Below are 23,625 nucleotides of genomic sequence, written 5' to 3' on the forward strand. Positions count from 1 at the left end.
GTAATATATCAATGTGACAAAATAGAAGCATTATGACTTTATGATTATTTTATTTAATAAGAAGTTGACATAGTAAGAAAAATACTGTAGAATAGGCGTAGAGGATTATCTCTTAATTAAAAAGAGCTTCAATACCCTCACAACCTACTAAAGCAGCCAACCAATGAAAAACTTTCTTAATATACTTTTCACTTAGGCGTAAAACATATGCCAAAAGACCTCCCACCATAGCTTTCCCTTAACAACAAAGAGTAAGACCCCAATCAAAACAGCCTTACCCAAAAACCTTTCAAACACTTAACTTTAAAAGGAATTTCAATTCATGATACAAGATTTTTTAACTGATGTCAAACAAAAAAATACTTCAAATGATGAATATTATGATTTTAACAATACTGTCTCACATTTAGAACCATTAGAGCAATTTGATGTAGAAGAGATAAAAAGACAACTATTATTGAACATCAGATCATGCCTTTCTTACTTACTACCTAATGGCACTTTTTGCAGAAATGAGTTTCAAGTAGGTGATATCTGGGGTAATAAAGGAAAAAGTTTAAGAGTAGAATTAAGTGGCAATAAAGCCGGGTTATGGAATGATTTCGCAACCGGAGACGGTGGTGACATTATCGACCTTTGGGCGGCTGTGCATAGAAAAAACGCCAAAACAGAGTTTTCTGAGGTAATGGTTTCAATAAGTGAATGGCTTGGAAAGAAACATACTAGAGAGAGAAGAAGTATCAAAGATCTAGAACAATACATGACTTGTAGCTGGAACTATTACGATGAGAACAACCAAGTTATCGTCATAGTCTACCGATATGATCCACCTAAAAGAAAAAAAGAATATCGTCCATTTGATGTTAAAAAGCTGAGTTTTGGCGAACCGGATATAAGGCCACTCTACAACATTCCAGAAATCTTAAAATCTGAGAAAGTTATTCTTGTAGAAGGGGAAAAATGTGCAGAAGCGCTCATAGAGAAAGGAATTACTGCAACAACAGCAATGTTTGGAGCAAATGCACCTATTGAGAAAACCGACTGGAGTCCACTTAAGGGAAAACATGTTATCATTTGGCCAGATAATGATGAATCTGGGGAAAAGTACACTGAAAAAGTTGGAAAAAAGCTTTTGGATATTGGAGTTGCATCACTTTCTATTCTCAAGATTCCTCAAGACAAACCAAACGCTTGGGATGTTGCAGACGGTGTGCTAGAAGGAATGAACGTTGAAGAATTTATTCTTAACAATAAAAGCCCTTATTCTCCGAGAAAGTCAAAAAGGATTGATACTACAGCTTGGACCAACACCCCTCCAGAGAGAAAATGGATTATTAAGGATTGGCTTCCTGTGGGAAGTGTTACAGCTCTTTACGGTGATGGTGGTGTTGGAAAATCTCTCCTTGCTCAACAACTAATGACAGCCGCTGCTGCTGGTAAACCTTGGCTTGGAATAGATCTAGAACAAATAAAGACATACGGTGTGTTCTGTGAAGACGATGAAGAAGAACTTTGGCGTCGGCAATGCGCAATAAATGAATTTTATCAATCAGGTATGGAATCTTCTGATTTTCAGGATAATGTTGGCTTATGGTCCCGAGCAGGGCACAATAATCAACTTATGGTTTTTAATAACAAAGATACTGGTCAATTAACTACTTACTTTCAAGAGTTACTTGAGGACATTGAATCGTTTCAGCCGAAGCTTGTGGTATTAGATACAGCAGCAGACCTATTTGGAGGTAATGAAAACGATCGCTCTCATGTAAGACAATTTATTCAAACCTGTTGTGGTCGCATAGCTCAAGTAATAAAAGGAGCGGTTCTATTGCTTGCTCACCCTTCTGATTCGGGAATGATACGTAAAACTGGTACAGGTGGTTCAACAGCATGGAATAATACAGTAAGGTCTCGTTGGTATTTGACTAGACCAGATAAAGCTAATGCTTCTCCTGATGAGAGAATTTTATCGCGTAAAAAATCTAATTATTCGCAGTGCAATAACGGGCAAATGACACTTTACTGGAAAAATGGGGCATTTGTACATGACAATTCAGTTTTAAATTCAGAACCAATAATCAGAGATCAATATAGCAAAAAGCTGGATTTAGAACGGATGAGAAAACATGAGGTTATCTTGAGTTTAATTCGCAGTAGCGCATATCAAGGTAATATTTATACTGCTGGACAATTTGCAAAGCGTTTTGAAGGAGAAGAGGGGCTTGGCAGTGAGCGCAATATCAGAGAAAGAATAAATAATCTTGCAACTCTTGGACAGATTAAATTCTTTCGTAATGCTGAGGAATATGGGATATCCAATACCAATTCTAAGTATGGATTTCTTTGTGTGAAAGATATGGAACTTAAGGTTTCTATAGAAGGTAAAGTAGAATACAAATTAGTAAAACCAACACATCATTATTTACTAGCAAATGGTGTAGTCTTACCTATTAAGGATTTAGATGTTTTATGATAAGCCGTCTGTAAAAAAGTTTCTGAAAACAGCAATTACTTTTTTGTTCACAAAAAGCCTATGTTTTCATTTATTCAGATTTTTAGGGTGTTAAGAACATTTAAGAAAGGTAAGTGAATTTTCTAAAAAACCTTCATACAAAATTTTTTCTTTACAATGAATAAAAATGACGTTAAACTTACTTGTAAGTTTACCTTATAGTAATAGAATTGTTAAAGATGCCTTTTATTCAAATTTTAAAGGGCATTACAGGTGTTAAAGGGTAAAGTTTATATATGAAATCGCTTTAAAACGTAATTACAGGCTTTTTGGTTAGAATAAAAAGCGAAGTCTTGACGAAAGGAGTTCAGATAGAAATGTTTTTGTTCTTGATGGTAACCACTGATGCTCAAATTTCGTTAAGATCTTGAGAATAAGGAAGAAGATAAAGAATTTTAGCATGCCATTTTAGCAAGATTACTGACTTTTTTTCGATTTGTGGAATGTTGCATTGTCAAGGATACTAGAATAAACGATTCCACAACAAAATCCTCTCATAACCTTTGGTTTTTATTGCTGAAAGTGATTGAGCTGTTTAAGTTTTTAACAGTATGCAATGCTAAATTAATAGAGATTTATTTGAAAACAATGGAATAAAATCTTTATTATTATGTAGTTGATTCTAACTTTACTTGCACTTTTCTTTGCTGTAGTTTTTTTAGTTCCGATTTTTTCCCATTTACCACAGCTTAACTTTCTTGCCATTTCTTTTTGATAAAGCCAAAATTTATAATCTCAAAAAAACTTGTTGCAATCAAAAATATTTGTGCTATAGGTAATGAATTTACATAATTTAGTAGCAACTTTATAATGTAAAGTAAAGACTAGTATCATTGGAGGGTTTATGAGGGAAGTTAATCAAGAACTATTTGATGCTGCAGATCAAGGCAATCTTGGTGAGGTTAAACAATGTCTTAATAGGGGAGCTGATCTATTGGCAAGAAATAGTCATCTCTAGAAGAATTTTCCCAAGGAATAGTACCTTAAGGGTCTCTTGGCAATTAAAATGAAGTCTGAACGACAATTCATAGTATCTGTTAGGTTAACTTTTATAGCTTAAATTGAGAGGGGAAGTTATGTGTCCTGTATTTTATTATGAGAACTTTAATGAGCCTGGCTTAGGTGATAATGGAAATCCTTTAAGAAGAAAGTTCAATACAATAGTTAAAGATTTAAGTGAAAATAAATGTACATATCAGGGAAGTATAAAGCTCATACCGAGTAAGGGTGGTATTAAATATCTTCGGGCTAAATTAAGTGATAAGGGTAGGTTGTTGTTCACATGGGTAAGGTACAAAAACGAAGATGTTTTTGTTATGTTAGAAGTAATTCCGGATCATGATTACAAGAGCTCGTACTTTTTAAGCGACGCAGGCAAAACAAAAAACATAGAAACAAAAGAAATGAAAGTTACAAAAGAAGGAGTCGTTGAAAAATCTTCTGGTACAGGCTCAGTTAAGATTAAAGATCTTCAACAAGCTCATTGGTTAGGTAAATTTATCACTTTTAGTGCAAAGCAAGAAGAAATTGTTGAAAATACTGGTAATCTACCTTTAATTGTTAGTGGATCTGCTGGTAGTGGAAAGACATCAGTGGCTTTGGAGAAGCTTAGGAAGATAGAAGAGGAGTTTAAAAAAGAAGAGAAGTGCGAGGGGGGCGAAAAAAAGAAAATTCTATATATTACCCAATCCGGAAGTCTCGTAAAAGAATCAAAAAAATTATATGGATACTGTGATGAAGCTGCTGGTGAAATTCCGCAGCGAGTTGAGTTCTTATCTGTTCATGAGTTTCTTGAAAAAGTAATCAGGGAATATGTAAAAGAGAAAATAAAAGAGTGTGTAGAAGGGAGGAAGCCAGTCAATCAAAAAGAACTTTTATCTTGGTTAGAGAGTAATACACAAAAACAATCAAGTGAGAACAAGAAGTCGACTATTCAAAGTACATTTTTATCGTTGTTCCGTGATGTTCAGGAACAATTTAGTAAGAAAGATGGAAAAGAGCTGATTAGTAAGAATGATTTTCTTTCATTATTTAACAACACACAAGAACAATTAAATAAAGTAGAAGGAAAGAAGCCGATCAATAGGAATGCATTTTTTTCATGGTTCAACGAAGAATGTAAGAAAGGTAAGTTTGAGAAGTACGCAAAAGAAGGAGATAAAATATTCGAAGAATTTGCGGCTGTGATTGGGGGAGGAGGTTTGTTGGGAGAAGAAGGAAAAAATCAATATGTTAATTTAAGAAGTAGACAAGCTATATTTCCTCAATTGGAAAGAAAAAAGATCTATGCCCTTTTTGAAGAATATAAGAAATTTATAGAAGGAAGTTCAGAATATTATGATACTAGTCTCATTGCTCATGAGTGTGTTGAAAAGGTGCAGGCTAATAAAGTTTATGATGCAGTTGTTGTAGATGAAGTGCAGGATTTGACTGAAAGCACATTAGGTCTGATATTAAAGAGTTTAAAAGACGAGAGTAACTTTTTATTATGTGGTGATGTTAATCAAGTGATACATCCAAGTTTTTTCTCTGTATCTAGGTTAAAGTCTTTTCTCCGCAAAGGTAGTGGCCATGAATTACGAGTTTGTACTCTTGAAAAGAACTACCGTAATAGTAAGCAAGTTATTGAATTAGCCAACCGTATACTACACCTTAAGAATTATTGTTTTGCTTCAGAAGACAAAATGACAGCAGATGAAAAAGAAGCTTTTTTCATAAAGAGTGATACTGAAAACACAGGTAATGTTGGCTTTATTGCTAAGGATAAAGAACAAGAAATAGCAGAAAAAGTACCTGAGTCCGTAAATTGGGCTGTTTTAGTCCTGGATGATGAGAGTAAAGAAGATGCTCGTAAATTGTTTAAAACTCCACTTGTGTTTAATATACAGGAAGCCAAGGGTTTGGAGTTTGAGAATGTGATTCTTTACAAATTCACGTCCCATGAAGCTTATAATAAAGTATGGAATGTAGCATGTCCAGGTAAGAAAGAGATTGAGAGTACTATTGATAAAATCCGTGATTCATATAACACAAAGGATGTTAACACTTCAAGACCTAAGAACCTGTCTTGAAAAGAAATGAGAAAGAGAATATGATGAGATAAGTAAAAAATAGTAGGTAAAAATGTATCCAAGTGATATAAGTGACAAAGAATGGGAAATTTTGGAGCCAAGTGTTGCACAAGGTGCAGTAGGACGGCCAAGAAAACACAATATTAGAACAATTATTAATGCAATAAGATACATAATGAAAGGTGGTTGCCAGTGGAGAATGCTGCCAAAAGATTTTCCGCCATGGAAAACGGTGTATGATTATTTTCTCAGGTGGCGTAATAGTGGCAAATTGGAAGAAATACACGATATGTTAGTAAAAAAGGTAAGAAAAATGGTTGGCAAAAATGAAATACCTTCGGTAGGAATAATTAATCAGTGAAAACCACTCAAAAAGGGGATCCAGAGGATATGATGTTGGCAAGAAAATAAAGGGTAGAAAACGCCACATCATTGTGGATACAATAGGCCTAATTATTACAGCTGATGTTCATAGTGCAGGCATTCAAGATCGTGATGGTGCTCTAAATCTTTTTACTCAAGCTAAACGAAAAGCTCCAACGCTACAAAGGTTTTTTGCTGATCAGGGATATATTGGTAAATTGCAAAATTACTGTTTATTGAAAACAGGATACGATTACTAAAAAAGCAGCTGATGCTGTAGGATTTCAAGTTATTCCTAAACGGTGGATTGTTGAAAGAACTTTTGCTTGGCTTTCCAATTTTAGACGTATGAGCAAGGATTATTCCTCTTACTTCAAAAACTAATATCTCCTTTAATATGATTACTATTATGCTTGCTAAATTAGCTGCTTAGCTCCTTTCAAGACAGGTTCTTAGAGATTTGAATAAGAAGAATATTTTGAATAAGCAGTTACATTATTGTCAATTGACTGCTGCTTATTATAGAGTTTATTTCTGCGCTTATCATCTAAGTATTTTTGCAATTCTTCATAACTGCGACTCCACAACTTACCGCGTAATTCTTTTATTAAATTATTTCTTTTATTGAGACCTTTCTCCAACGGCTCTATTATAAATTCTTCAAAAAATGGCTTATTTAATGCAATAACCTTAAATTTCTCCTCCGCTTCTTTATTGTTTGGGTTTTTATCTGGGTGATATTTTAACGATAATTTACGGTATCGTGCATTGAACTCTTTCCTAACAGTCTCAATGCCAGAATTTACCACATCCTTCATTCTGAATACCAAACATTAAAAACAACCGCTTAAAAGCGTGATACTCATTTTCATTCAAAATCTTTCTAGCCATACTACACCTACAAATTAACTAACTATTAATGTTCTATAATATACATATTTCCAAACTATGTCAATTATTTCATAAATATCTCTGGTAAAAATTATTTCTGTTATGACTAGCATGATAAGTGTATGAAGCGACTAAAATTGTCATTACAGCGCTTAGTGTACGACAGTGCTCCAACATTTAGGGTTGCAGTTTGCATGGCAGGCGGCGTCATCTGAGTAGCTGACCTATCCAAGCGGTGTCATCCAAGTAACTGACTACTTGGATCCAGTTTTACCTTATGATGGTGTCATAAAAGTAGCTGACACTGGAATCCAGACTTTAATTGTTATACTTGTAAATAAGTCTGGTGAAAATAAACGTTCATCTCAAAATGCAGTATTTTTGTTGAAATAGCTCAACTAGATCCAAGTAGTCAAGGCACTGGGATGACAAAGGAGAGCTACTCGGATGATACCTTTTTTCTACTTAGTTTGGGTTATGCAAGAAGTCTATTATAATCAGGCTTTAAGTGTGCGGAAGTAATTTTTTGCATTAGAGTAAAAAATTTTTTCTATAGCTAATCAAAGTGGGATCAAGAGAAACTTACCACTTTCTTTACAAAGGGTTTGATGTTACCATTTGATGAACTATTCTGAATTTATTGAATGAACATTAACATAAAGAATCTAGTTCATGCTTTTTCTAAATTGCCAAGTTTAGGACCATCATCATCACGCAGGTTGGTTATACATTTACTCCAAAACAAAGAGAAAGTTATGCTACCACTTGTATCTTTGATTAAAGAGCTAGCAGATCTTATAGTAGAATGTGAGATTTGCGGAAATCTAGATACTAAATCACCTTGTTCTATTTGTACTAACCCAAAACGTGACAACAAATTACTGTGTGTAGTAGAAGAATTGGGTGATCTATGGGCGTTTGAAAAAGGAAATATATATTCAGGTTTATACCATGTTTTGGGGGGCAGATTGTCTGCAATAAACGGCATAGGTCCAAAAGAACTTAACCTTGATACTATTCTGGAAAGAGTGACAAAATCTAAAGTTGAAGAGATAATTATTGCAATTAATCCGACATTAGAGGGTCAAGTTACTGCACAATATATAATTGAATTGCTAAAAAATTTGGATGTGAAAATATCACGTCTTGCTTGCGGCATACCAATGGGTGGAGAAATTGACTACCTAGATGAAGGAACGCTGAGGATAGCACTTACTTCAAGACAGGATATTAAATAATTATCACAGTCATTCCATTTCTTTTTAGCAAGCTATAAGTTTTTTACCATACTACCACTACTTATAAAATACTAAATTTTAGTGACATACTTCAGCCTAAAAGGTTGCTTTACTAAATCTTGAAAACATTATATACTTAAAACATAATATTTTAAAGTGAGGGAGTTATGTTAACTTTTGTACTAGATGGAGTACGTAATACTTATAATTGGTTAATCAAAAAATTAAGATCAACCGCTCTTGATTTCATTGCGTTATTTAACAAAGAATATGCAGATAGTAAACGAATTGGATACATAACATTAAAGGATATAAAGATTGACTTAGGACTACAAGTGCCTATTTTAACAAAAAGCGATATTAATTTTCACAATATAGAAAGAACAGATTTATTAAAGGATATTATTATTAAACCTGATTTCAGCGAAATAATAAGAAAATTAAATCAAGACGAATATGCTCGATATAAGGATATTATTATTAAACCTAATTTCAGCGAAATAATAAGAAAATTAAATCAAGACGAATATGCTCGATATATCGATAACCTAAGCTTTATATTTCCATTAATGCTGGTGTATAAAAACTTTGTGCATAGTGACTGGGTATCTGATAAGTATGGTAATTCTGCACTAATAGAATTAATAAAAACTTGTGATAGTAGGAAAATCATGGAGGAAAAAATAGACTTATGGAAGGAAAAAGGAAAGTTAACAATAGATATCAGTTTGGACGCAGGAAGCTTGGCTTATATAAACGGGATGTTTCCTTTAATACAAAAAGCTATTAAAAACAGGAGTTTTATAATTCAAAACTATTCTGGATTCTATGAAAGTGGAATTGAGCAACTAGTAACTAGAATTCAAAGATTGTAAAAGTTTAAAGGAAACACAGGAAGTAATAGATGATCTTACACAAAATTACGTGCAATACATGGAAAGATGCATAGAAGAAAAAACAGGAATAAAAACTATCACATATGATCCATATGGTGTGTTTGATCCTGTAAGTAGCTTGAAAAACATTTCTATTAATGTGTTAGAAAAACATGGATTACTTAAGTAAATGACTGTGATATAAGCCTGGCTCTTAACTTATAAAATACTATAATAAAATATAGTGTAAGAGTCTTATGTGCTTTAAAAAATTTATATCGTTTATAACATTTAAAAAGAAAGAAATAGCGTCACCACTTAAAACGATGGCTTGGGAGAGTGATTGCCTAAACTATCAGCAATTTTCAGGCAAATTCAACACTATAATTAAAACAATTGACGGGTCTTTTTCAATGATATCTTTGGAAGGATATGACGGATGGGGTAAGACGTTTTTTTTGAAAGAGTGGGTAAAAGATTTAAAGCAGCAAAATGAAGTTGTAGCTTATTATAGCGCATGGGATATCAATGCACTGGATCAACCACTTCCTTCTTTTTTAAATTTTCTATTTGAAGATTTATTTGCATCGTATGAAGTAAAAAGAAGCGTTATACAACAGTTCAAGAACATAAACCAAGAACTATTTTCTCTAAACACACTAGGAAAGCTGATCAGTAAATCTCCACTTGCTATGCTTTCCGTATTGCTTGACGCTACAAAAGAGGCTGATAGGAAAGATATTGGTTCTGTACTGAGAGAGTTGAATACTCTTCAAAGAAGAGAAGAAAACATTAAGGATTTTAAAACACAATTGGCAAAAGTAGTTAATAGAATTAGAAAAGACAAAAACATTTATATAATGGTGGATAATCTTGATGTGTGCCACCCTAAATTCGTTGTCGATTTTTTGGAATCTATAAAGTATATGCTTGATGTGGAGGGGCTGGTTTTCATTATTTCTGTAAGTAAAGATAAGAGCAATGTGCATAAAGCCATTAGCACGATACTTGGACCAAATTTTGACCTAAAATCTTTTACTGATCTCTCTTTACATTTACCGAAGCAACCGATAGAAAAATTTACAAAAGAACTATTTGAAAATATTAAATTACCGAAAAAGTCAAAAAATTTGATTGTAGATAGTTTTATATTTTATGCAGAAAGCCTTTTACTATCGTTAAAAACAATAGAATACTGCGTAAAAAAAATAAAGCTGTGTCTTCTGAATTACACAAGAGAAGAATTACCTGCTCCAAATTTGTTTTCGTTTTTGGTAATACTGCAATCAGTAAATACTGATTTGTATGAGGAGTTAGATTCCTCATGTCAAAGAGCATTGGAAAAAATTGAAAATGAATATAAATCTTTAATTCTAAATGGTCAAGAGGAATGGGAAAAACTTAAAACCTCTCTAGAAGCTGCTTTTGCAGAGAAGGAATCAAAAATTAACAAAGCTATAAAGAATATAATATTTTGAAAAGATACCCTACCTTTGCATATACAAAGATAGGGTAATATTTGATTAACGCCCCTTTACTATGTTATTACCTTGTTCAAACTTTCTGATTAATTCGCTTACATTGACATTAGATAATTTTTTGCCTGCAGATTTGTCATTATGTGAAGCATCAGGTTTACGAAGGTCTTCCTTACTGTTACTCCTAGTAATATTACATCTGACAATGTTTGAATTATTAGACTTATCGCTTATATCTGAAATATTACTTTTTTCACTGTACGAAGACGAGTTGCTCGACATATTGTCTAAACTAAAACGCTTTTTACCTTGATAGATTGGATTCCAATCAAGAGGATTATAAGCTTTAGCTTTTTTATCAAGAGTACTGCTACTAACATCACTGCATGAAGATATACCACTATCCCCTGAATCGCGGCGTTGTTTGTTAGAAGTGCTATGAATGTTGTTTTCCATGAGTTTTTGCATTGTTGGGCCAAATGTTCTTCCAAGATTGCTACTCACTGTTTTATTACTATCATTTGCTTGAAAATGAGGTGCATTCTGTTCAAAAACCGCTCTTATTCCAGCAAATTTAGCTTGGGAAGATTTCGGAGGAACAGGTGGAGTAACCATACCTTTTGAGTTTTCATTTTTAGGAAAAATTTTTGGATTATTTTTTTCTACTGTAGTATTCATTTTTTTACCTCTAAACCTATTAACTAATAAAATTATAAACTTAGAGGTATTAATTTTGTAATAACAATGCTAATAGGTTACCGCAGTTTCAATAAGCATCACCAGAGGATTCTCTATATAATGCTTAAAGGCGTTTAAAAATTTTGCTCCTAATGCTCCATCAACTGTTCTATGGTCAACAGAAAGTGTTACTGTCATTATTTCTGCTATCTCTATTTTCTCATTCATAACAATTGGTTGTTTTTTGGATGCACCAACTGCCATTATGCAAGATTGCGGCGGATTGATTATAGCACTGAAGGCTTTTATACCAAACATTCCTAAATTGGAAATAGTAAACCCACCTCCTTGAAACTCTTCAGGTTTCAATTTTCCAGATCTTGCTCTGCTTACTAAATCTTTCACTTCTTTTGATATAGATAAAATACCCTTTTTATCAGCATTTTTTACTATAGGAGTAATTAGCCCATCTTCAAGTGCTACAGCGATTGAAATGTCTACATTCGAGTATTTAAGTATTTTATTATCTATCCACGAAGAATTTATATCAGAAAATTTTTTCATGCTGAAAGCTGCAGCTTTTATGATTAGGTCATTAATTGTTACTTTGTTATTTTCATCTGCTGAGCTAATCTCGTTTTTTAACGATATTAACTTATCAACCTGGCAGTCTACAGTTAAATAAAAATGTGGAACATTCTGTTTGGATTCAGTCAGGCGCTGTGCTATCACTTGGCGCATGTTGCTTACTTTAACTATGGTATCTTCCTCGGAACTTTCAGTGCGTGTGCCACTACCTAAAGACTCCAACACATCAGCCTTAATTATGCGACCATATGGTCCTGTACCTTTTAATTGCTGCACATTAACCCCTTCATTTTGAGCTATTTTCTTAGCTAATGGGCTTATTTTTGTTCTACCTTCTGTTGTCTTAGTATCTTCTTCTTTTCTAGATCCCAGTGTCAAGCACTGGGATGACATTGGAGGGTTGATTGAGGAATTGGATGGCACTGAGGGATTGGTTTCAACTTCTTTCTTAACTTCAATATTGGTAGCAGAAGCTGAAACATAGTTATCGAGTGCACTTCCATCTTCTCCTTCTTCCAGCATTAGAGCTATCAGTTGATTGACAGGCACACCACTTGTTCCTTCTGTTACTAAAATTTTTGCTATGACTCCTTCATCTACAGATTCAAACTCCATTATGGCTTTATCAGTCTCTATCTCGGCAATTACATCGCCTACTTCAACTTTGTCTTGTTCTTTTTTATGCCACTTTACAATTTTTCCTCCAGTTTTGCTCATTGTCGGTGAAAGAGCAGGCATTAATATTTCTATAGGCATTGATTTTGCATTTAAAGATCTATTCAATTTTTAATTTACTCTTTATCTTATGTCAATCTAATCGTGAATTATGATGAATAAGTCTGTTACACTATCCCTCACGTCATCCCAGTGCGTGACACTGGGATCTTGGTTCAGTACTATTATCCTATTGTTTTTATTATTTAGCCATAGCTTGTTTGCTAATAACTTTGTTTCAACCAAATCAAATAAGATCAACATGAGAACGGGACCAGGATTTCACTATCCTGTAAAATGGATATACACTTGCAAAAATCTGCCCCTGAAAGTGATAGAAGAGTTTGAGAGTTGGAAAAAGGTCTGCGATATAGATGAAGACTGCGGATGGATAAAAGGCAATCTGCTTAGTGGTAAGCACCACGCAATGATAAAAGAAGATACTTATGGATATCAAAAACAGAGTGTAGACAGCAAGATTACTATGAAAATAGACAAGTTTGTTGTAATGAAAATAGAAAAGTGCAACGAAGAGTGGTGTTTTCTTTCTACCCCAAAACGCAAAGCATGGGTACAAAAAAAGCATATATATGGGGAGTTGATTAGACTGGCAAAAGACCTTGATTAGTAGTAGTTTCCAAACCTTCTGTAGCAGACTCTTCAGATGAAGCAGGAGTTGCACTAACTTCTTGAGGTTCTGGAGAATTATTTTGCCATATAGTGCTGTCACAAAAACTCTGTAACATCTCCTCAGCGGATGAATCTAAAATTTGTACAATAGACTTTCCACTTTGTTCTCTTAGCGATTGATCCATTCTAGAAATCAACTTAAGAAACTCACTGTCTGATTTTTCAGCTTCGCTTTTTATTTTACTTTCTATGCTTGCAATATTACCTTGATCAATTTCTTCTTTTTTTATGTTGAATGAATTTGCAATATCTTGATACTTGATCTTGCAATCACCACCGCCAGTTATACAAAGAGCAATAGAATTAGATATTTCACTTGCAGCCCACTTGTGTATAGTGTAAGCCAAATAATTGTCATGGTATTTAATGCTAAATTGTTGTTCTATTAGCTCAGAAATTTTATTCTTTAGAGACATAAAGTACCCTCCTACATTCGTTATACCTTTTTGTTAAGATACACCATTTACTACATGCTTTGTTTTAATTAATTATTAAAACAAGAGCATAATTTTCAGAGTTATATCTTTTTACCTTAACAATTCTTTTTTGATTTCCTCTTCAACTTTCTCTCTTATATTCACGTTAAGGTCCTTCGTCGAAAAATCAGTCATAGCTTCAAGATCATATAGATCTCTTGTCACTTTTTCGATAGCATCATTTATTTCTTCTTTGTCAAATTCCTTTATAATAGGTCTAATCTTCACATACCCTGGAGAGCCTTTACCATAAATTCCTTTCTGCATATATCTTGGAGAGTTTTCATCATGAATTTCTTTGTTTTTATCAATGCAACCACCTGCACCAGGTTTATTGCTTCTAAGATTACTTTCACAATTTACTGTTGTATACTTGACTTGACCATCTTCTATATATGTTATTTTATTATCTTCAGTAGACTTCGATGCACTTGCTAGTATGACTGGTTCTCCTAATTTTAAACTAGGTTCATGAATTATTGTGTCCCGATAACTTGTATTTTGAGGACCATATATTTTATGCATACCTCCACCTGCAACAGTAATCAGTGGCTTGCAATGTTGCTTCTGCGAATTGCACATTTCTATAAAAATAGGTCCACCGTCCTTGTCTGAGAGGCGACTTTCCTGGTTACCTCCTCCCTCTGTGACTTGCACCTTAATTATAGGATAATCAGGATCAATTTTCAGTTTAGCTTTAATATAATCTCCTGGCATTCCTGCTCTACTTTCAGTGGAACATACAGAAGATACGCAGCCGCTAGGTGTACGTTTTATATGACCTGCTTCACCGCTTCCCCACGCTTCTATTTCAACACGATCAAACATTATTGATAGGAGAGTAGACCGGCGGAACTTCCCCACCAGTCTCTCGCAGAACTGCACGGAAACCTCTCGGCTTATACAGCTCCCATTATTTAGCCTTTTGATCCTAACCCAAGTGTCCAATGATAGAAAATACTTGGAGACCTCTTTCTCACTTTTCCTAGAAATTGCTTTGCTAGTCTTCCGTGATCACGAAGTTTCTTATATTTTGTCCTGACCCATCTTATGAGGTATCTCTCTATATTTCTGAGAGATGGATACATCTCTGATTTATAAAACCTGCCATAGTACTGAAACCAGCCTCTGACTATTGGATCTATTTTCTTCGATATTTCCTCTAGTGTGGTCCATGTAATCCGATGTATTCTCCATGACTTTATGGTTTTCTTGATCTTCTTCTTGGCTTTGTTACTAATTGCAGGTAGAAATGAGATGAAATAATTCCTCATCTTATTCTTTGCTACTCTAGGTCTAAAAGTATAACCTAGAAAATCAAAGCTTTGTTTAGGAAATTGTTCTTTTCTATCATCATCCTTACTGTACACAATCTGTGTCTTTTCAGGATGTAACTTCAATTTACACTTAGCCAATCTTTCTTCAATCATTACTTTCATAAATCCTGCCTGTCTTTTAGTTCTGCAGTGCACTATCGCATCATCTACATATCTTTCAAATGGTACTGTTGGATAATTTTGTTTCATCCACATATCAAACGCATGGTGCATAAATATGCTTGAAATGATTGGGCTTATTGAACCTCCTTGCGGAACTCCTTTATCCCTTGTTACCCTACTGCCATCTGCTTGCTGAATGGGGGCTTTCATCCACCTCTCAACATACAGTATGACCCATTTGCAGTCTGTGTGTTTCTTGATAGCCTGCAGTGCTAAATCGTGGTCCAGATTGTCGAAAAATCCAGATATATCAAGATCTACCGTCCAATCATTTTTCCAACATCTCTTCCGTGCTGTGTATACCGCATCCAGCGCAGACTTATTTGGTCTATAACCATATGAATCTTCGTGAAATTTCGGTTCTACTAACGGCTCAAGATACATTGTAGCTGCTGTTTGCGCTATCCTGTCGAATACTGAAGGCACACATAAAATTCTTTGCCCTCCTGTATCTTTTGGTATCGCAACAGCTTTTACCGGCTCTGGAAAATAACTTCCGGATGACATCCGATTCCATAATTTGTATAGATTATCCTTTAGATTTTCTTCAAACTTTGTTATCGAGACCTCATCTACACCTGCTGCACCTTTATTTTTCGATACTTGTTTATAAGCTCTCCAAATAAGTTGCTTTGGTATATCAAAAGACTTTGTTTCATTCATTAACTCCTCCCTTTCGGTTGATAAATAATTAAAACTAAATAACTTAGCCCCTTCACTCCATTTCCATTACAGAAACTTCTTCGCTACTACGAGCTAATCCGCCCCTGTTTTTCGCATCGGTACTCTCATCCTCAGAGATCAGCTCTTTGGACTTCTCCCTTTTCATCGAAACGACAGGTTCCCGTAGTTCCATGCAATAGCCTAAAATAGATTCACGCCACTTTTATGCCGGACGCCACCTACCCAGTAAACAAGCTCCCTGTAGATTCATCCCAGGTTAACGACTACCCCCTGGTTTTGACGTCGTCTCTACGCTTTCGACACTTCATCAGTGGTTCACTTGCGTTCGTCTCTCTATTTCATACATGACACATAATTGTGCCTTTTCCATAACGCTCACTACCTTAGCTCTTTACCAAAGCAGCTTATGGCTGTTTGAAGCCTGCTCTTGCAAACCGGCTCCGAGGGGCCCTCCCTCATCTACTGCACAGCTTCAACACTTTCCGTGTTTCTACGGCGCACAGTCATCTGTATAAACATCTTTACTTTCAGGATCATAGGATTTTTCGCTCTTTTTTTCCAGCTCTTGTTTCTTTTTTTCCAGTTCTTGTTTCTTACTTTCAAGTTGTTTCTTAATTATCTCTTTTACTTTCTCTTTTAAACCTTCCAAGTCAAACCTACACAATTTATCAGCGTAAAAGACCTCTGTTCTATCTGCTTTAATCGGTTGATCTTTTAATTTTGTGCAGTTTTGTCCTTCACCATTCTCATCTTCACAAGGCACTTCCTCATACGTTAAATAAAATGGCTTATCATCTTTTTTATTCAAATATTGTTTTGAACGGCTACACTTTCCATCAAAGCAGGTGCAACCATCATCACCTTGCTTACATTCTTCTCTATGCTCTACATCCATCAATTTGTATACTACTTTCAGTCCTTTACCAGATTTAAATGCCTCGTCTATCTCATCATTTCTTTTTACACAGTAACTGCATTTTCCCTTTTCCTGCTTATTTTCGTCAGGGAAGAAAACATACCCTTGTTTATTGAATATTATTTTATCCAACCGATTTTGAGGTTCTTTCAAAAGGTCAACTATTTCCTTGCTTGGAAGATAATAGAACTGATTTGATTCCTTTGAATAAACAGAATTGTATTCAATATATTTTGTTCCCATTAATTTTAGTGGTACTACCTTACCTTCTCTTTCAAGAACAAACTCCTCTGGTTCTGGCTGCCATCCAGAAAGACAAAGCATTTTACTGTTGGAATTTCCTTTATACTTTACTTCTATTTCTGGTTGTCCTAAGTTGTTCAATTTGCACTTATTCCCCTGAAACTCTTTACATTCTGTTTCAATATCAGGAACATAGCCATATTCTTTCAGAACTTTAAATTGTTGTGGATTACTTTCTAATATACCTTCTATAATATTATCAATATAACTTTTTGTGTTATTACTATCAGTCGTTTTTGCTACTATTGCTGGTTTTACTACTTTTAAAGATAGAGGGCCAATATTTACAGGATGGTTGGTAACATTAAAAGTACAGGAACCATCACTGTAGGTTCCATGTGCTCTATAAGTACAAGTGTTCTCACTCATCTTCATTCTTATCTTTAACGTGTTACTCTGTTTTCCAGGCGTGTTACTTTTTACTATCTCTACTACTTCAGGCTCCGGAGCAGGTGGTGCCGGAAAGCAGCGGACGAACTGTGGATTTTTTTCATCTATACTTTGAGTTCCATGGTATTCAGCACAGAGCTTATCTTTTTCTCTATAAGTTTTGAAGGAATGTGTCGTGCCATTTTTATCCAAAATAGGATGCTTCCTAACTTCATCCGAAGTAGGGAGCTCCTCAGCTTTATCTTTTTTGTATTTTCTGGGAAAATCTAATGCTTTTCCAATCTTTCCGTCTTCTTTTATTAGATCACCAGCTATTACCTTAACCTTAGGATCGAAGTAATCATTGTTTCCATTTGTTATAGGAACAATTCTAACTTGTGGAGGTGACATCGCAAGTTGCTCACAGAACGGAGGGGGGCCAGGTGCAAGTGGTATAGGAGCACATTTTACTTTTTTTTGATAGCAAGTATCACAAACATTTTCCATTCCTCCAGGGCGAAAAATATTTGCTCCTTCACCTACTTTATCAGCCCATTCAAAAATACCACTTATACAAGCCGCTTTTTGGCTACAAGCACATATTTTAGGAGAATTAGCAAATTTCCTTTTTTCTTCATCAGTAACATTATCTACCCACTCCCGCTCGAGACCTTTCGCAATTCCTTCCTTAATTTTTCCATCACCTAACATTTTATCTCCTGCCCAATCGATAAAAACTGCTGCAGAAACCCCAGCACCACTGGTCTGTGTTCCATATATCTGATGGCAGGATGTCTCACTGTATAACTGATAACAATTATTTCCTTCATAATCACAGACTTGAATCTTTGGGTTGAAATAACCATCAATTCCTTGGTCTTTTATTGCTGTCACTTTAATTTCTTTTAATAAGTGAGGATCAAAATTCAAATTACCCCACTTGCCAGTAATAAAGTTCCAAAAACCTTTTCCTATTGAGCTTCCCCCAGCTTCAAGATCAGTACGAGTGTATATATCTTTGCAAGCATCAGAATATCCATTGTTTGCAATTAGCAAAACCAATACTAGAAAAAAAAATTTAGCTTTAAGCCTTACACTTCTCATAAAACACCGGTAACCACTCATTAACTTCTTCTCCTTTTTCTTTTATTGCCTCATACATATACTTTATAGTCTCTTTGTTAGCTGAAAGTACATGTATTTCCTGCATATTTTTCAAATCTAAATTTAAAGTTACTAACCCTTTATACTGCTTTATCAAAAATAAACCTTCCTGTGTTGGCGTCTGCAGAATTATATTCAGCTCCTCTTTGGATAAAGAAAATGCTTTCATGTATAATCTATTTGCATTGACGTTTGGCATCAAGATTCTTGCATCAACATGTTTATCTAAATATTGAGTAAATTTGCTAGCAAATGCGAGGTTTAAGTTTTCAGTACTTAGGATTACTACAACATTTAGTTCCGTCATTCTTTGCATCCAGTTATCAAACTCTTTCTCTGTAGGAAAAACATTACTTATCTCCCATGCTTCATCCAAAACAAGTATTGCAGGCGAGCCATCACATTTTGCCTCAAAAGAATATAAAAAATAGTAAAGTATCACGGACATACATTCCTTTTGTTTTGTAAGGTTTGCGGTGTTGAGAGATATAGTTTTTACCTCCCAGTCGATATTTGATTCATCACCATCTTGAAATAAGTAAGCAAACTCACCACCGTCACACCATCTACTTATTTTACCCCCGAGGAGCAAAAGCACCTCAGAAATTTGCGCAATAGAACGTGACTCCTTGGGTATAGCAAATATAGAATCCACAATTTTTCTTATCTTTTCTTCTACGTCCACCAAGCTCGTATCGGCTACCATTCTTTTGATCAGTTCAACCAACATATTGCGATTGGAAGCACTATCTTCAATGTTTAGTGGATTAAATTTTAGGCTTTTGTCCTTATACTTCGGATCGATTATATAATATTTACCACTCACTGCTTTAGTAAAAATTATCGACTTTCCAGTGTTATCCAATATGATAATTCTTGGGTTAAACTTTCTTGATTCTGATAATAGGAAATTAATGAGTGAAGTTCTGCCTGAATTTGGAGCTCCAAGTATCGTAGTATGGCCATTATTTCTTTTTCCATGGAAATTAAAGAAGTAAGGATTTCCTTCTTTTGAGAAAAAAACTGTTACCGCTTCTTTCCACCTTCCTCCTTTTAATGTACCTGACGTAAAATCGTGCAGCATAGCAAAACTGCAAGCATATTTTGCTAATATATTTTTCGGTTGTGTAATAAAAGTAAAATTGCCCGGAAGTTGTGCCCAAAAATGACTTTCCATATGTAAATCAGTTCTAAATATCATGAAGCCAACTAATGACATTATAGAAGATAAATCACTAATATTTTTGGCTAACTTACTCCTATCGTCTGCAAATATTGTAAAAATAATTTTCTGTTGGCAGAAGTCTATACTAGAGGTCTTTTCAAGCTCTATTATTTCTTCAATTCCTGAGCTTTTAAGTAAGGTATTATCCTCGCTAATTTGCAGCATGTTAATTTGTTTATTAAATTCTTTTATTGCCTTACTATTACTAGTAAATATCATTATTTCTGTAATGATAAATTCAGATTCAAGCTGCAAGCATCTATCTATATTGCCTAAAGAGATTTCCCGGTATTCCTTTATGCTGAAAATAGAGCCAAATTTCTGTTGATTTTCAAATATTGTTTGAAACGTATTGAAACCAAAAGCTATTTTAAAATTTCTAATATATTGCGTCAGGTCCCCTTCATGTATTGGATAATCTTTGTGCGTTAATGTAACAATATAGTGGAGAAATTCTATCATTTCAGAATATATTTTACCTTCACTAAACCTTAGACCCAGTTTTTTAGCTCCAAAAGGCCCTAAATCACTGTGAATTAAGTCAGTTATCTTTTGCAACTCCTGGTGGCTTTCTTGTAAAGACAGCTTATGCTTATTCTTTATTCTATTAAAAAAAAATGAATTATTAGTATGCTTACCAAAATCGCTAAACAATATTACAATATATAATTCATTTATATACTGTAATTTACTATCAGTGAGTTTATCAAACCGCGCTGAATGTAGCTTATCAGAGAAGTCTTCAGTTTTATTCCATTTTAAGCTCAATTTATTGCGCTTTCGTACAGTATGAATCCAAACGGTAAAATATAGGCTATTAATATTTTTTGATATGCTTTTTCTAATTTCAGTTCTAAGGTCGCTGTAGTTATCAACAGAAGAATAATCTTCTAACTTGATTATTTTTAACAATTCTCCCTGTTTTGTTAGTATAGTTTCTTCATCGTAGTGACAAGCATAAGGAATAAAATCTAAATCAATGCTTTCTAGTAATGCTAAGTTGTTCTTTTTCTCAAGCTTATGGTTAATTGCTGGTACTTTTAGCTGCATATGCGTATTCAATAAAGATAATTAAAAAAGATAAAAATACTATCTTAATTTTTATCTTTTTTTTCGCTATCGGATTGTAATTTTATATCTTTTGTAAAGTTAAATTTTTCTTTTAAGTAGTCTGTTGCCTTTTCTGTGCTACCAAACATTATGACTAACACACCAAACATTATCATAAAAAAGATCAGACCTCTAAACACTATTGCAAGTATCACCGCAGCTATACACAACCCTATGATTGTTGAAGGACTCATATTTTCTACAGTATCTTTAATTGAAAATGAAGAAATAAAATTTTTTACCGTTTCTTGTACATCCTTTAACTCATCACTCACCGAACTTGCTTCGCTAGAATATGATGCAAAAATGAAACTTAATAAGGCTATAAAAACCAAAACTTTATTCAATTGAATGCGCATCAACTAAACACCTTTTAAACATTCCTCAAATATAACAACTTTTATATCAATAGGCAAGAACTGAATTCACTTATCCACTACAAGTAACACATATTTAATTTTTACAGATGTGAACATGCTGTAAGCTCTTTATCATCAACAAGAGGACTCACATTAATGGATGTTAATTTACTTGATAGGAAGTTTGAATGCAATTCAGCTACTGCTGCTATAGCAAACACTGTAGCCATAGCAAGTAGTCCTGCTCCTATCAATCCTGATGTCATTGCTCCTGCAACAATGCACCCTATTGTGGAGAGAGCACAACCTGCTACAAGTGCAACGTGAAGATTTCTGTTATTGGGTTGTTTAAGTGGAATATCTTCACCCTTTTTCTCATTCACAGGAAGTTTCTGCACAGTTGTAATGGTATTTTTTTTGTCCTTTTTTTCTTCAGATTTCACTGGATCCTTTGTGTGGTCATCATCTGTCATCAAAGTAGCTGACACTGGGATCTTTGATTCTTCTCCTCTGGCTTCAGTTACCTGCTGTAATAACACCTGGGATAACTCCTCCTTAACTTGATCTGGATTTGCTTGACCACCTGAGTTTTCATTTTCTTGTATCTTTGGCTCTTCTGGTGCAGCTTGCTCTGGTTGCACTTGATTCTCATTCTCTTTTTGTAGATTATTATTTTCTCCAGCAGAGCTTAATATTGAGCTTACGCTGCTCTTTCTACTACTTACTGGTGATCTTGAACTTTCTTCACTCTTTCTAGGTGAGTCTATTCCACTATCTGAACCATTATCATTACTGAGTTTAGAAGTTTCTACACTAAAGCTACTGTTTTGACTGTTTCTACGATCGTTTTGATTTTGAATAGTACTACTAGAATGATCTTTATTGCTGCTCTTTTTAGTAATTTCTGAAATTATTCTTACTATTTTCCCTCTTACTGTTTGTGGTCTTTGTGATTGTTCTATTTCATTGTTAAATACTGGAGGTGCGGCCAGTTCTTCTGATTTTATTACTTCATCTTTCAACTCTGGAAGAAAGTTTTTGATATAATAACCATGATATTCTTCTTGTCCTCTCAGTGATTCTTCTAATTGAGTTAATACCTCAGGACTAGCTCCTTTGTTGAACAACTCTATGCATTTTTTGATAGTTCCATCTCCCTTTTTTGGACTTCCGTAATTATGTGTTTTTTTTGTTACCTTTTTGTATATAATTTCACGCAATGATTGGTCAATATCTTCTTTATTCTTCTGAGATTTTTTAAAAGGACTTGGCATAGCACGTCTCCATACATAATAAAATGTATAGATACCTCTTTAGCGTTAATTTTACATTAAAACTGGGCAATTATGCCCTATAATGGGCTCTTTCAGAGATAATTATGACTTGCTTGCTTGTTAACTATTTGCTTTGCTGCTTCTACAGATTTGCTCTCAATATAATTGTCTGCCTGTTGAACTAACATATTCACTACTTCTTTTACAGGCTTTTCCCTATCAACCATGCCAACACTTTGACCGGCCATTAAAGATCCCGTTTCAACATCTCCATCAATTACTGCTCTTCTTAAAGCTCCAGCCCAGAATTTTTCTATTTCAAGCTGCCCATCTTCCTTTGAGACCTGTCCCTTTTGGTATTCATCAATAACTTTTTTTTGGTGCTTCATAAAATCATCACTTGCTTTGTTGGCTATGGCTCTTACAGGAATTACAGGAAAATCAGCACTTATCTGCATAGAAGACACTGCATTACGTGCGGCTGATTTAATAAACACTTCCTTAAAATTTTTGTGGGCAATTGACTCGTTAGTGCAGACAAATAATGTACCTATTTGACAGCCACTTGCCCCCATTTCTAAGTAATTAACTATCATTTCACCTCTGCCTATTCCACCTGCGACAAACACTGGTATTTGTTCATTTTTAAAATGAGGCAATATCTCTTGTGCAAGAACAGAAGTGCTAACTGGCCCTATGTGCCCACCTGCTTCCATTCCCTCTATTATTAACGCATCTACTCCCATTTTTACTAATCTTTTCGCAAGGCTTAATGCTGGTGCAAAGCACATAACTTCAATGCCTGCACCCTTGATTTTTTCTATATTAGGCTTTGTTGGCAGTCCACCGGCAAGCACTATATGGCTCACTTTTGTTTCAATGCACACATCTATCAACTCACTCAACTTTGGGTGCATAGTAATTAGGTTTACACCAAATGGTTTGTTAGTTAATTTTTGTGTCTCTATGATTTCCTTTTCCAGTAAGTCTGGAAACATTGCACCACATGCAATTACACCAAAACCACCAGCGTTTGAGATTGCCGAAACCAAATTTCTCTCTGAAACCCAGCTCATAGCACCACCCATTATCGCAAACTCACTGCCAAGAAAATCTGTTCCTTTTTTCCAGAGGCTACTTAACATATA

At 34.5% G+C, this 23,625-nt stretch carries 17 protein-coding genes and 3 pseudogenes; 8 read left to right on the plus strand and 12 right to left on the minus strand.

Annotated elements, in window-relative coordinates; all coding sequences use genetic code 11:
* Window positions 1-322: 322 nt before the first annotated feature.
* The 3 genes and pseudogenes from ABWU58_RS07285 (at window position 323) to ABWU58_RS07295 (ending at window position 6,379) form a co-directional block, all read left to right on the plus strand.
* Window positions 323-2,473, plus strand: a complete 2,151-nt coding sequence (locus ABWU58_RS07285) for an AAA family ATPase (RefSeq protein ID WP_353283071.1) — start codon at window positions 323-325, stop codon at window positions 2,471-2,473.
* A gap of 1,115 nt (window positions 2,474-3,588) precedes the next feature.
* On the plus strand, window positions 3,589-5,583 hold the full coding sequence (locus ABWU58_RS07290) for a UvrD-helicase domain-containing protein (RefSeq protein WP_353283072.1): 1,995 nt from the start codon (window positions 3,589-3,591) through the stop codon (window positions 5,581-5,583).
* Between the two features lie 52 nt (window positions 5,584-5,635).
* A pseudogene (locus ABWU58_RS07295) lies at window positions 5,636-6,379 on the plus strand (IS5 family transposase).
* Between the two features lie 250 nt (window positions 6,380-6,629).
* On the opposite strand, the pseudogene ABWU58_RS07300 reads toward ABWU58_RS07295, so the two are convergent.
* Window positions 6,630-6,780 (minus strand): annotated as a pseudogene (locus ABWU58_RS07300) (DnaJ domain-containing protein); the annotation flags it as partial.
* Between the two features lie 707 nt (window positions 6,781-7,487).
* Here ABWU58_RS07300 and recR point away from each other — a divergent pair.
* The 4 genes from recR to ABWU58_RS07320 all read left to right on the plus strand — a co-directional run bounded on the left by recR (window position 7,488) and on the right by ABWU58_RS07320 (window position 10,428).
* Window positions 7,488-8,075, plus strand: coding sequence for a recombination mediator RecR (recR, locus tag ABWU58_RS07305; RefSeq protein ID WP_353283742.1), 588 nt, complete (start codon window positions 7,488-7,490; stop codon window positions 8,073-8,075).
* A 167-nt stretch (window positions 8,076-8,242) separates the two neighbouring features.
* Window positions 8,243-8,950, plus strand: a complete 708-nt coding sequence (locus ABWU58_RS07310) for a hypothetical protein (RefSeq protein WP_353283073.1) — start codon at window positions 8,243-8,245, stop codon at window positions 8,948-8,950.
* 58 nt (window positions 8,951-9,008) lie between these two features.
* Complete coding sequence (locus tag ABWU58_RS07315) at window positions 9,009-9,140, plus strand: hypothetical protein (protein ID WP_353283074.1); 132 nt, start codon at window positions 9,009-9,011, stop codon at window positions 9,138-9,140.
* Window positions 9,141-9,207: 67 nt separating this feature from the next.
* Window positions 9,208-10,428 carry a P-loop NTPase fold protein gene (locus ABWU58_RS07320; RefSeq protein WP_353283075.1) on the plus strand — a complete coding sequence of 407 codons (1,221 nt, stop codon included), beginning with the start codon at window positions 9,208-9,210 and terminating at the stop codon, window positions 10,426-10,428.
* 45 nt (window positions 10,429-10,473) lie between these two features.
* On the opposite strand, the gene ABWU58_RS07325 is transcribed toward ABWU58_RS07320, so the two are convergent.
* Together ABWU58_RS07325 and ABWU58_RS07330 are read right to left on the minus strand one after the other, a co-directional pair.
* Entirely contained in the window at window positions 10,474-11,106 is a 633-nt protein-coding gene (locus ABWU58_RS07325; RefSeq protein WP_353283076.1) for a hypothetical protein, read from the minus strand.
* A gap of 69 nt (window positions 11,107-11,175) precedes the next feature.
* Window positions 11,176-12,450 (minus strand): pyruvate dehydrogenase complex dihydrolipoamide acetyltransferase, encoded by a 1,275-nt coding sequence (locus ABWU58_RS07330; protein ID WP_353283743.1) that lies wholly within the window; start codon window positions 12,448-12,450, stop codon window positions 11,176-11,178.
* Between the two features lie 70 nt (window positions 12,451-12,520).
* On the opposite strand from ABWU58_RS07330, the gene ABWU58_RS07335 reads away from it, so the two are divergent.
* On the plus strand, window positions 12,521-13,036 hold the full coding sequence (locus tag ABWU58_RS07335) for an SH3 domain-containing protein (RefSeq protein ID WP_353283077.1): 516 nt from the start codon (window positions 12,521-12,523) through the stop codon (window positions 13,034-13,036).
* On the opposite strand, the gene ABWU58_RS07340 is transcribed toward ABWU58_RS07335, so the two are convergent.
* The 9 genes and pseudogenes from ABWU58_RS07340 to ABWU58_RS07380 all read right to left on the minus strand — a co-directional run bounded on the left by ABWU58_RS07340 (window position 13,011) and on the right by ABWU58_RS07380 (window position 23,622).
* The gene (locus ABWU58_RS07340) at window positions 13,011-13,514 is read right to left on the minus strand and encodes a hypothetical protein (protein ID WP_353283078.1); all 504 of its coding nucleotides are present in this window, start codon (window positions 13,512-13,514) and stop codon (window positions 13,011-13,013) included. The genes ABWU58_RS07335 and ABWU58_RS07340 overlap by 26 nt on opposite strands.
* A 111-nt stretch (window positions 13,515-13,625) precedes the next feature.
* Window positions 13,626-14,438, minus strand: a complete 813-nt coding sequence (locus ABWU58_RS07345; protein ID WP_353283079.1) for a hypothetical protein — start codon at window positions 14,436-14,438, stop codon at window positions 13,626-13,628.
* A gap of 53 nt (window positions 14,439-14,491) precedes the next feature.
* Window positions 14,492-15,736: a group II intron reverse transcriptase/maturase gene (gene ltrA, locus ABWU58_RS07350; RefSeq protein WP_353276809.1), complete on the minus strand. Its 1,245-nt coding sequence runs from the start codon at window positions 15,734-15,736 to the stop codon at window positions 14,492-14,494.
* Window positions 15,737-15,788: 52 nt separating this feature from the next.
* A complete protein-coding gene (locus tag ABWU58_RS07355) occupies window positions 15,789-15,929 on the minus strand; it encodes a hypothetical protein (protein WP_019078704.1) in 141 nt (46 codons plus the stop codon).
* A gap of 330 nt (window positions 15,930-16,259) precedes the next feature.
* A pseudogene (locus ABWU58_RS07360) lies at window positions 16,260-18,449 on the minus strand (hypothetical protein); the annotation flags it as partial.
* Window positions 18,430-20,784, minus strand: coding sequence for a type VI secretion protein (locus ABWU58_RS07365; RefSeq protein ID WP_353283080.1), 2,355 nt, complete (start codon window positions 20,782-20,784; stop codon window positions 18,430-18,432). The gene ABWU58_RS07365 and the pseudogene ABWU58_RS07360, both read right to left, overlap by 20 nt.
* A gap of 44 nt (window positions 20,785-20,828) precedes the next feature.
* Window positions 20,829-21,203, minus strand: a complete 375-nt coding sequence (locus ABWU58_RS07370) for a hypothetical protein (RefSeq protein ID WP_353283744.1) — start codon at window positions 21,201-21,203, stop codon at window positions 20,829-20,831.
* 101 nt (window positions 21,204-21,304) lie between these two features.
* Window positions 21,305-22,477, minus strand: a complete 1,173-nt coding sequence (locus ABWU58_RS07375) for a hypothetical protein (RefSeq protein ID WP_353283081.1) — start codon at window positions 22,475-22,477, stop codon at window positions 21,305-21,307.
* Between the two features lie 92 nt (window positions 22,478-22,569).
* Window positions 22,570-23,622 carry an NAD(P)H-dependent flavin oxidoreductase gene (locus ABWU58_RS07380; protein ID WP_353283082.1) on the minus strand — a complete coding sequence of 351 codons (1,053 nt, stop codon included), beginning with the start codon at window positions 23,620-23,622 and terminating at the stop codon, window positions 22,570-22,572.
* Window positions 23,623-23,625: the final 3 nt, after the last annotated feature.

The sequence above is a fragment of the Wolbachia endosymbiont (group A) of Pogonocherus hispidulus genome, assembly GCF_964028195.1.
Lineage (GTDB): Bacteria > Pseudomonadota > Alphaproteobacteria > Rickettsiales > Anaplasmataceae > Wolbachia.

What these genes read in the sequence shown, in the direction of transcription:
- ABWU58_RS07285 (WP_353283071.1), top strand. Translation starts at nt 323, where the DNA reads ATGATACAAGATTTTTTAACTGATGTCAAACAAAAAAATACTTCAAAT.
- ABWU58_RS07290 (WP_353283072.1), top strand. Translation starts at nt 3,589, where the DNA reads ATGTGTCCTGTATTTTATTATGAGAACTTTAATGAGCCTGGCTTAGGT.
- ABWU58_RS07310 (WP_353283073.1), top strand. Translation starts at nt 8,243, where the DNA reads ATGTTAACTTTTGTACTAGATGGAGTACGTAATACTTATAATTGGTTA.
- ABWU58_RS07315 (WP_353283074.1), top strand. Translation starts at nt 9,009, where the DNA reads ATGGAAAGATGCATAGAAGAAAAAACAGGAATAAAAACTATCACATAT.
- ABWU58_RS07320 (WP_353283075.1), top strand. Translation starts at nt 9,208, where the DNA reads ATGTGCTTTAAAAAATTTATATCGTTTATAACATTTAAAAAGAAAGAA.
- ABWU58_RS07325 (WP_353283076.1), bottom strand. Translation starts at nt 11,106, where the DNA reads ATGAATACTACAGTAGAAAAAAATAATCCAAAAATTTTTCCTAAAAAT.
- ABWU58_RS07330 (WP_353283743.1), bottom strand. Translation starts at nt 12,450, where the DNA reads ATGCCTATAGAAATATTAATGCCTGCTCTTTCACCGACAATGAGCAAA.
- ABWU58_RS07335 (WP_353283077.1), top strand. Translation starts at nt 12,521, where the DNA reads ATGATGAATAAGTCTGTTACACTATCCCTCACGTCATCCCAGTGCGTG.
- ABWU58_RS07340 (WP_353283078.1), bottom strand. Translation starts at nt 13,514, where the DNA reads ATGTCTCTAAAGAATAAAATTTCTGAGCTAATAGAACAACAATTTAGC.
- ltrA (WP_353276809.1), bottom strand. Translation starts at nt 15,736, where the DNA reads ATGAATGAAACAAAGTCTTTTGATATACCAAAGCAACTTATTTGGAGA.
- ABWU58_RS07355 (WP_019078704.1), bottom strand. Translation starts at nt 15,929, where the DNA reads ATGGAACTACGGGAACCTGTCGTTTCGATGAAAAGGGAGAAGTCCAAA.
- ABWU58_RS07365 (WP_353283080.1), bottom strand. Translation starts at nt 20,784, where the DNA reads ATGCAGCTAAAAGTACCAGCAATTAACCATAAGCTTGAGAAAAAGAAC.
- ABWU58_RS07370 (WP_353283744.1), bottom strand. Translation starts at nt 21,203, where the DNA reads ATGCGCATTCAATTGAATAAAGTTTTGGTTTTTATAGCCTTATTAAGT.
- ABWU58_RS07375 (WP_353283081.1), bottom strand. Translation starts at nt 22,477, where the DNA reads ATGCCAAGTCCTTTTAAAAAATCTCAGAAGAATAAAGAAGATATTGAC.
- ABWU58_RS07380 (WP_353283082.1), bottom strand. Translation starts at nt 23,622, where the DNA reads ATGTTAAGTAGCCTCTGGAAAAAAGGAACAGATTTTCTTGGCAGTGAG.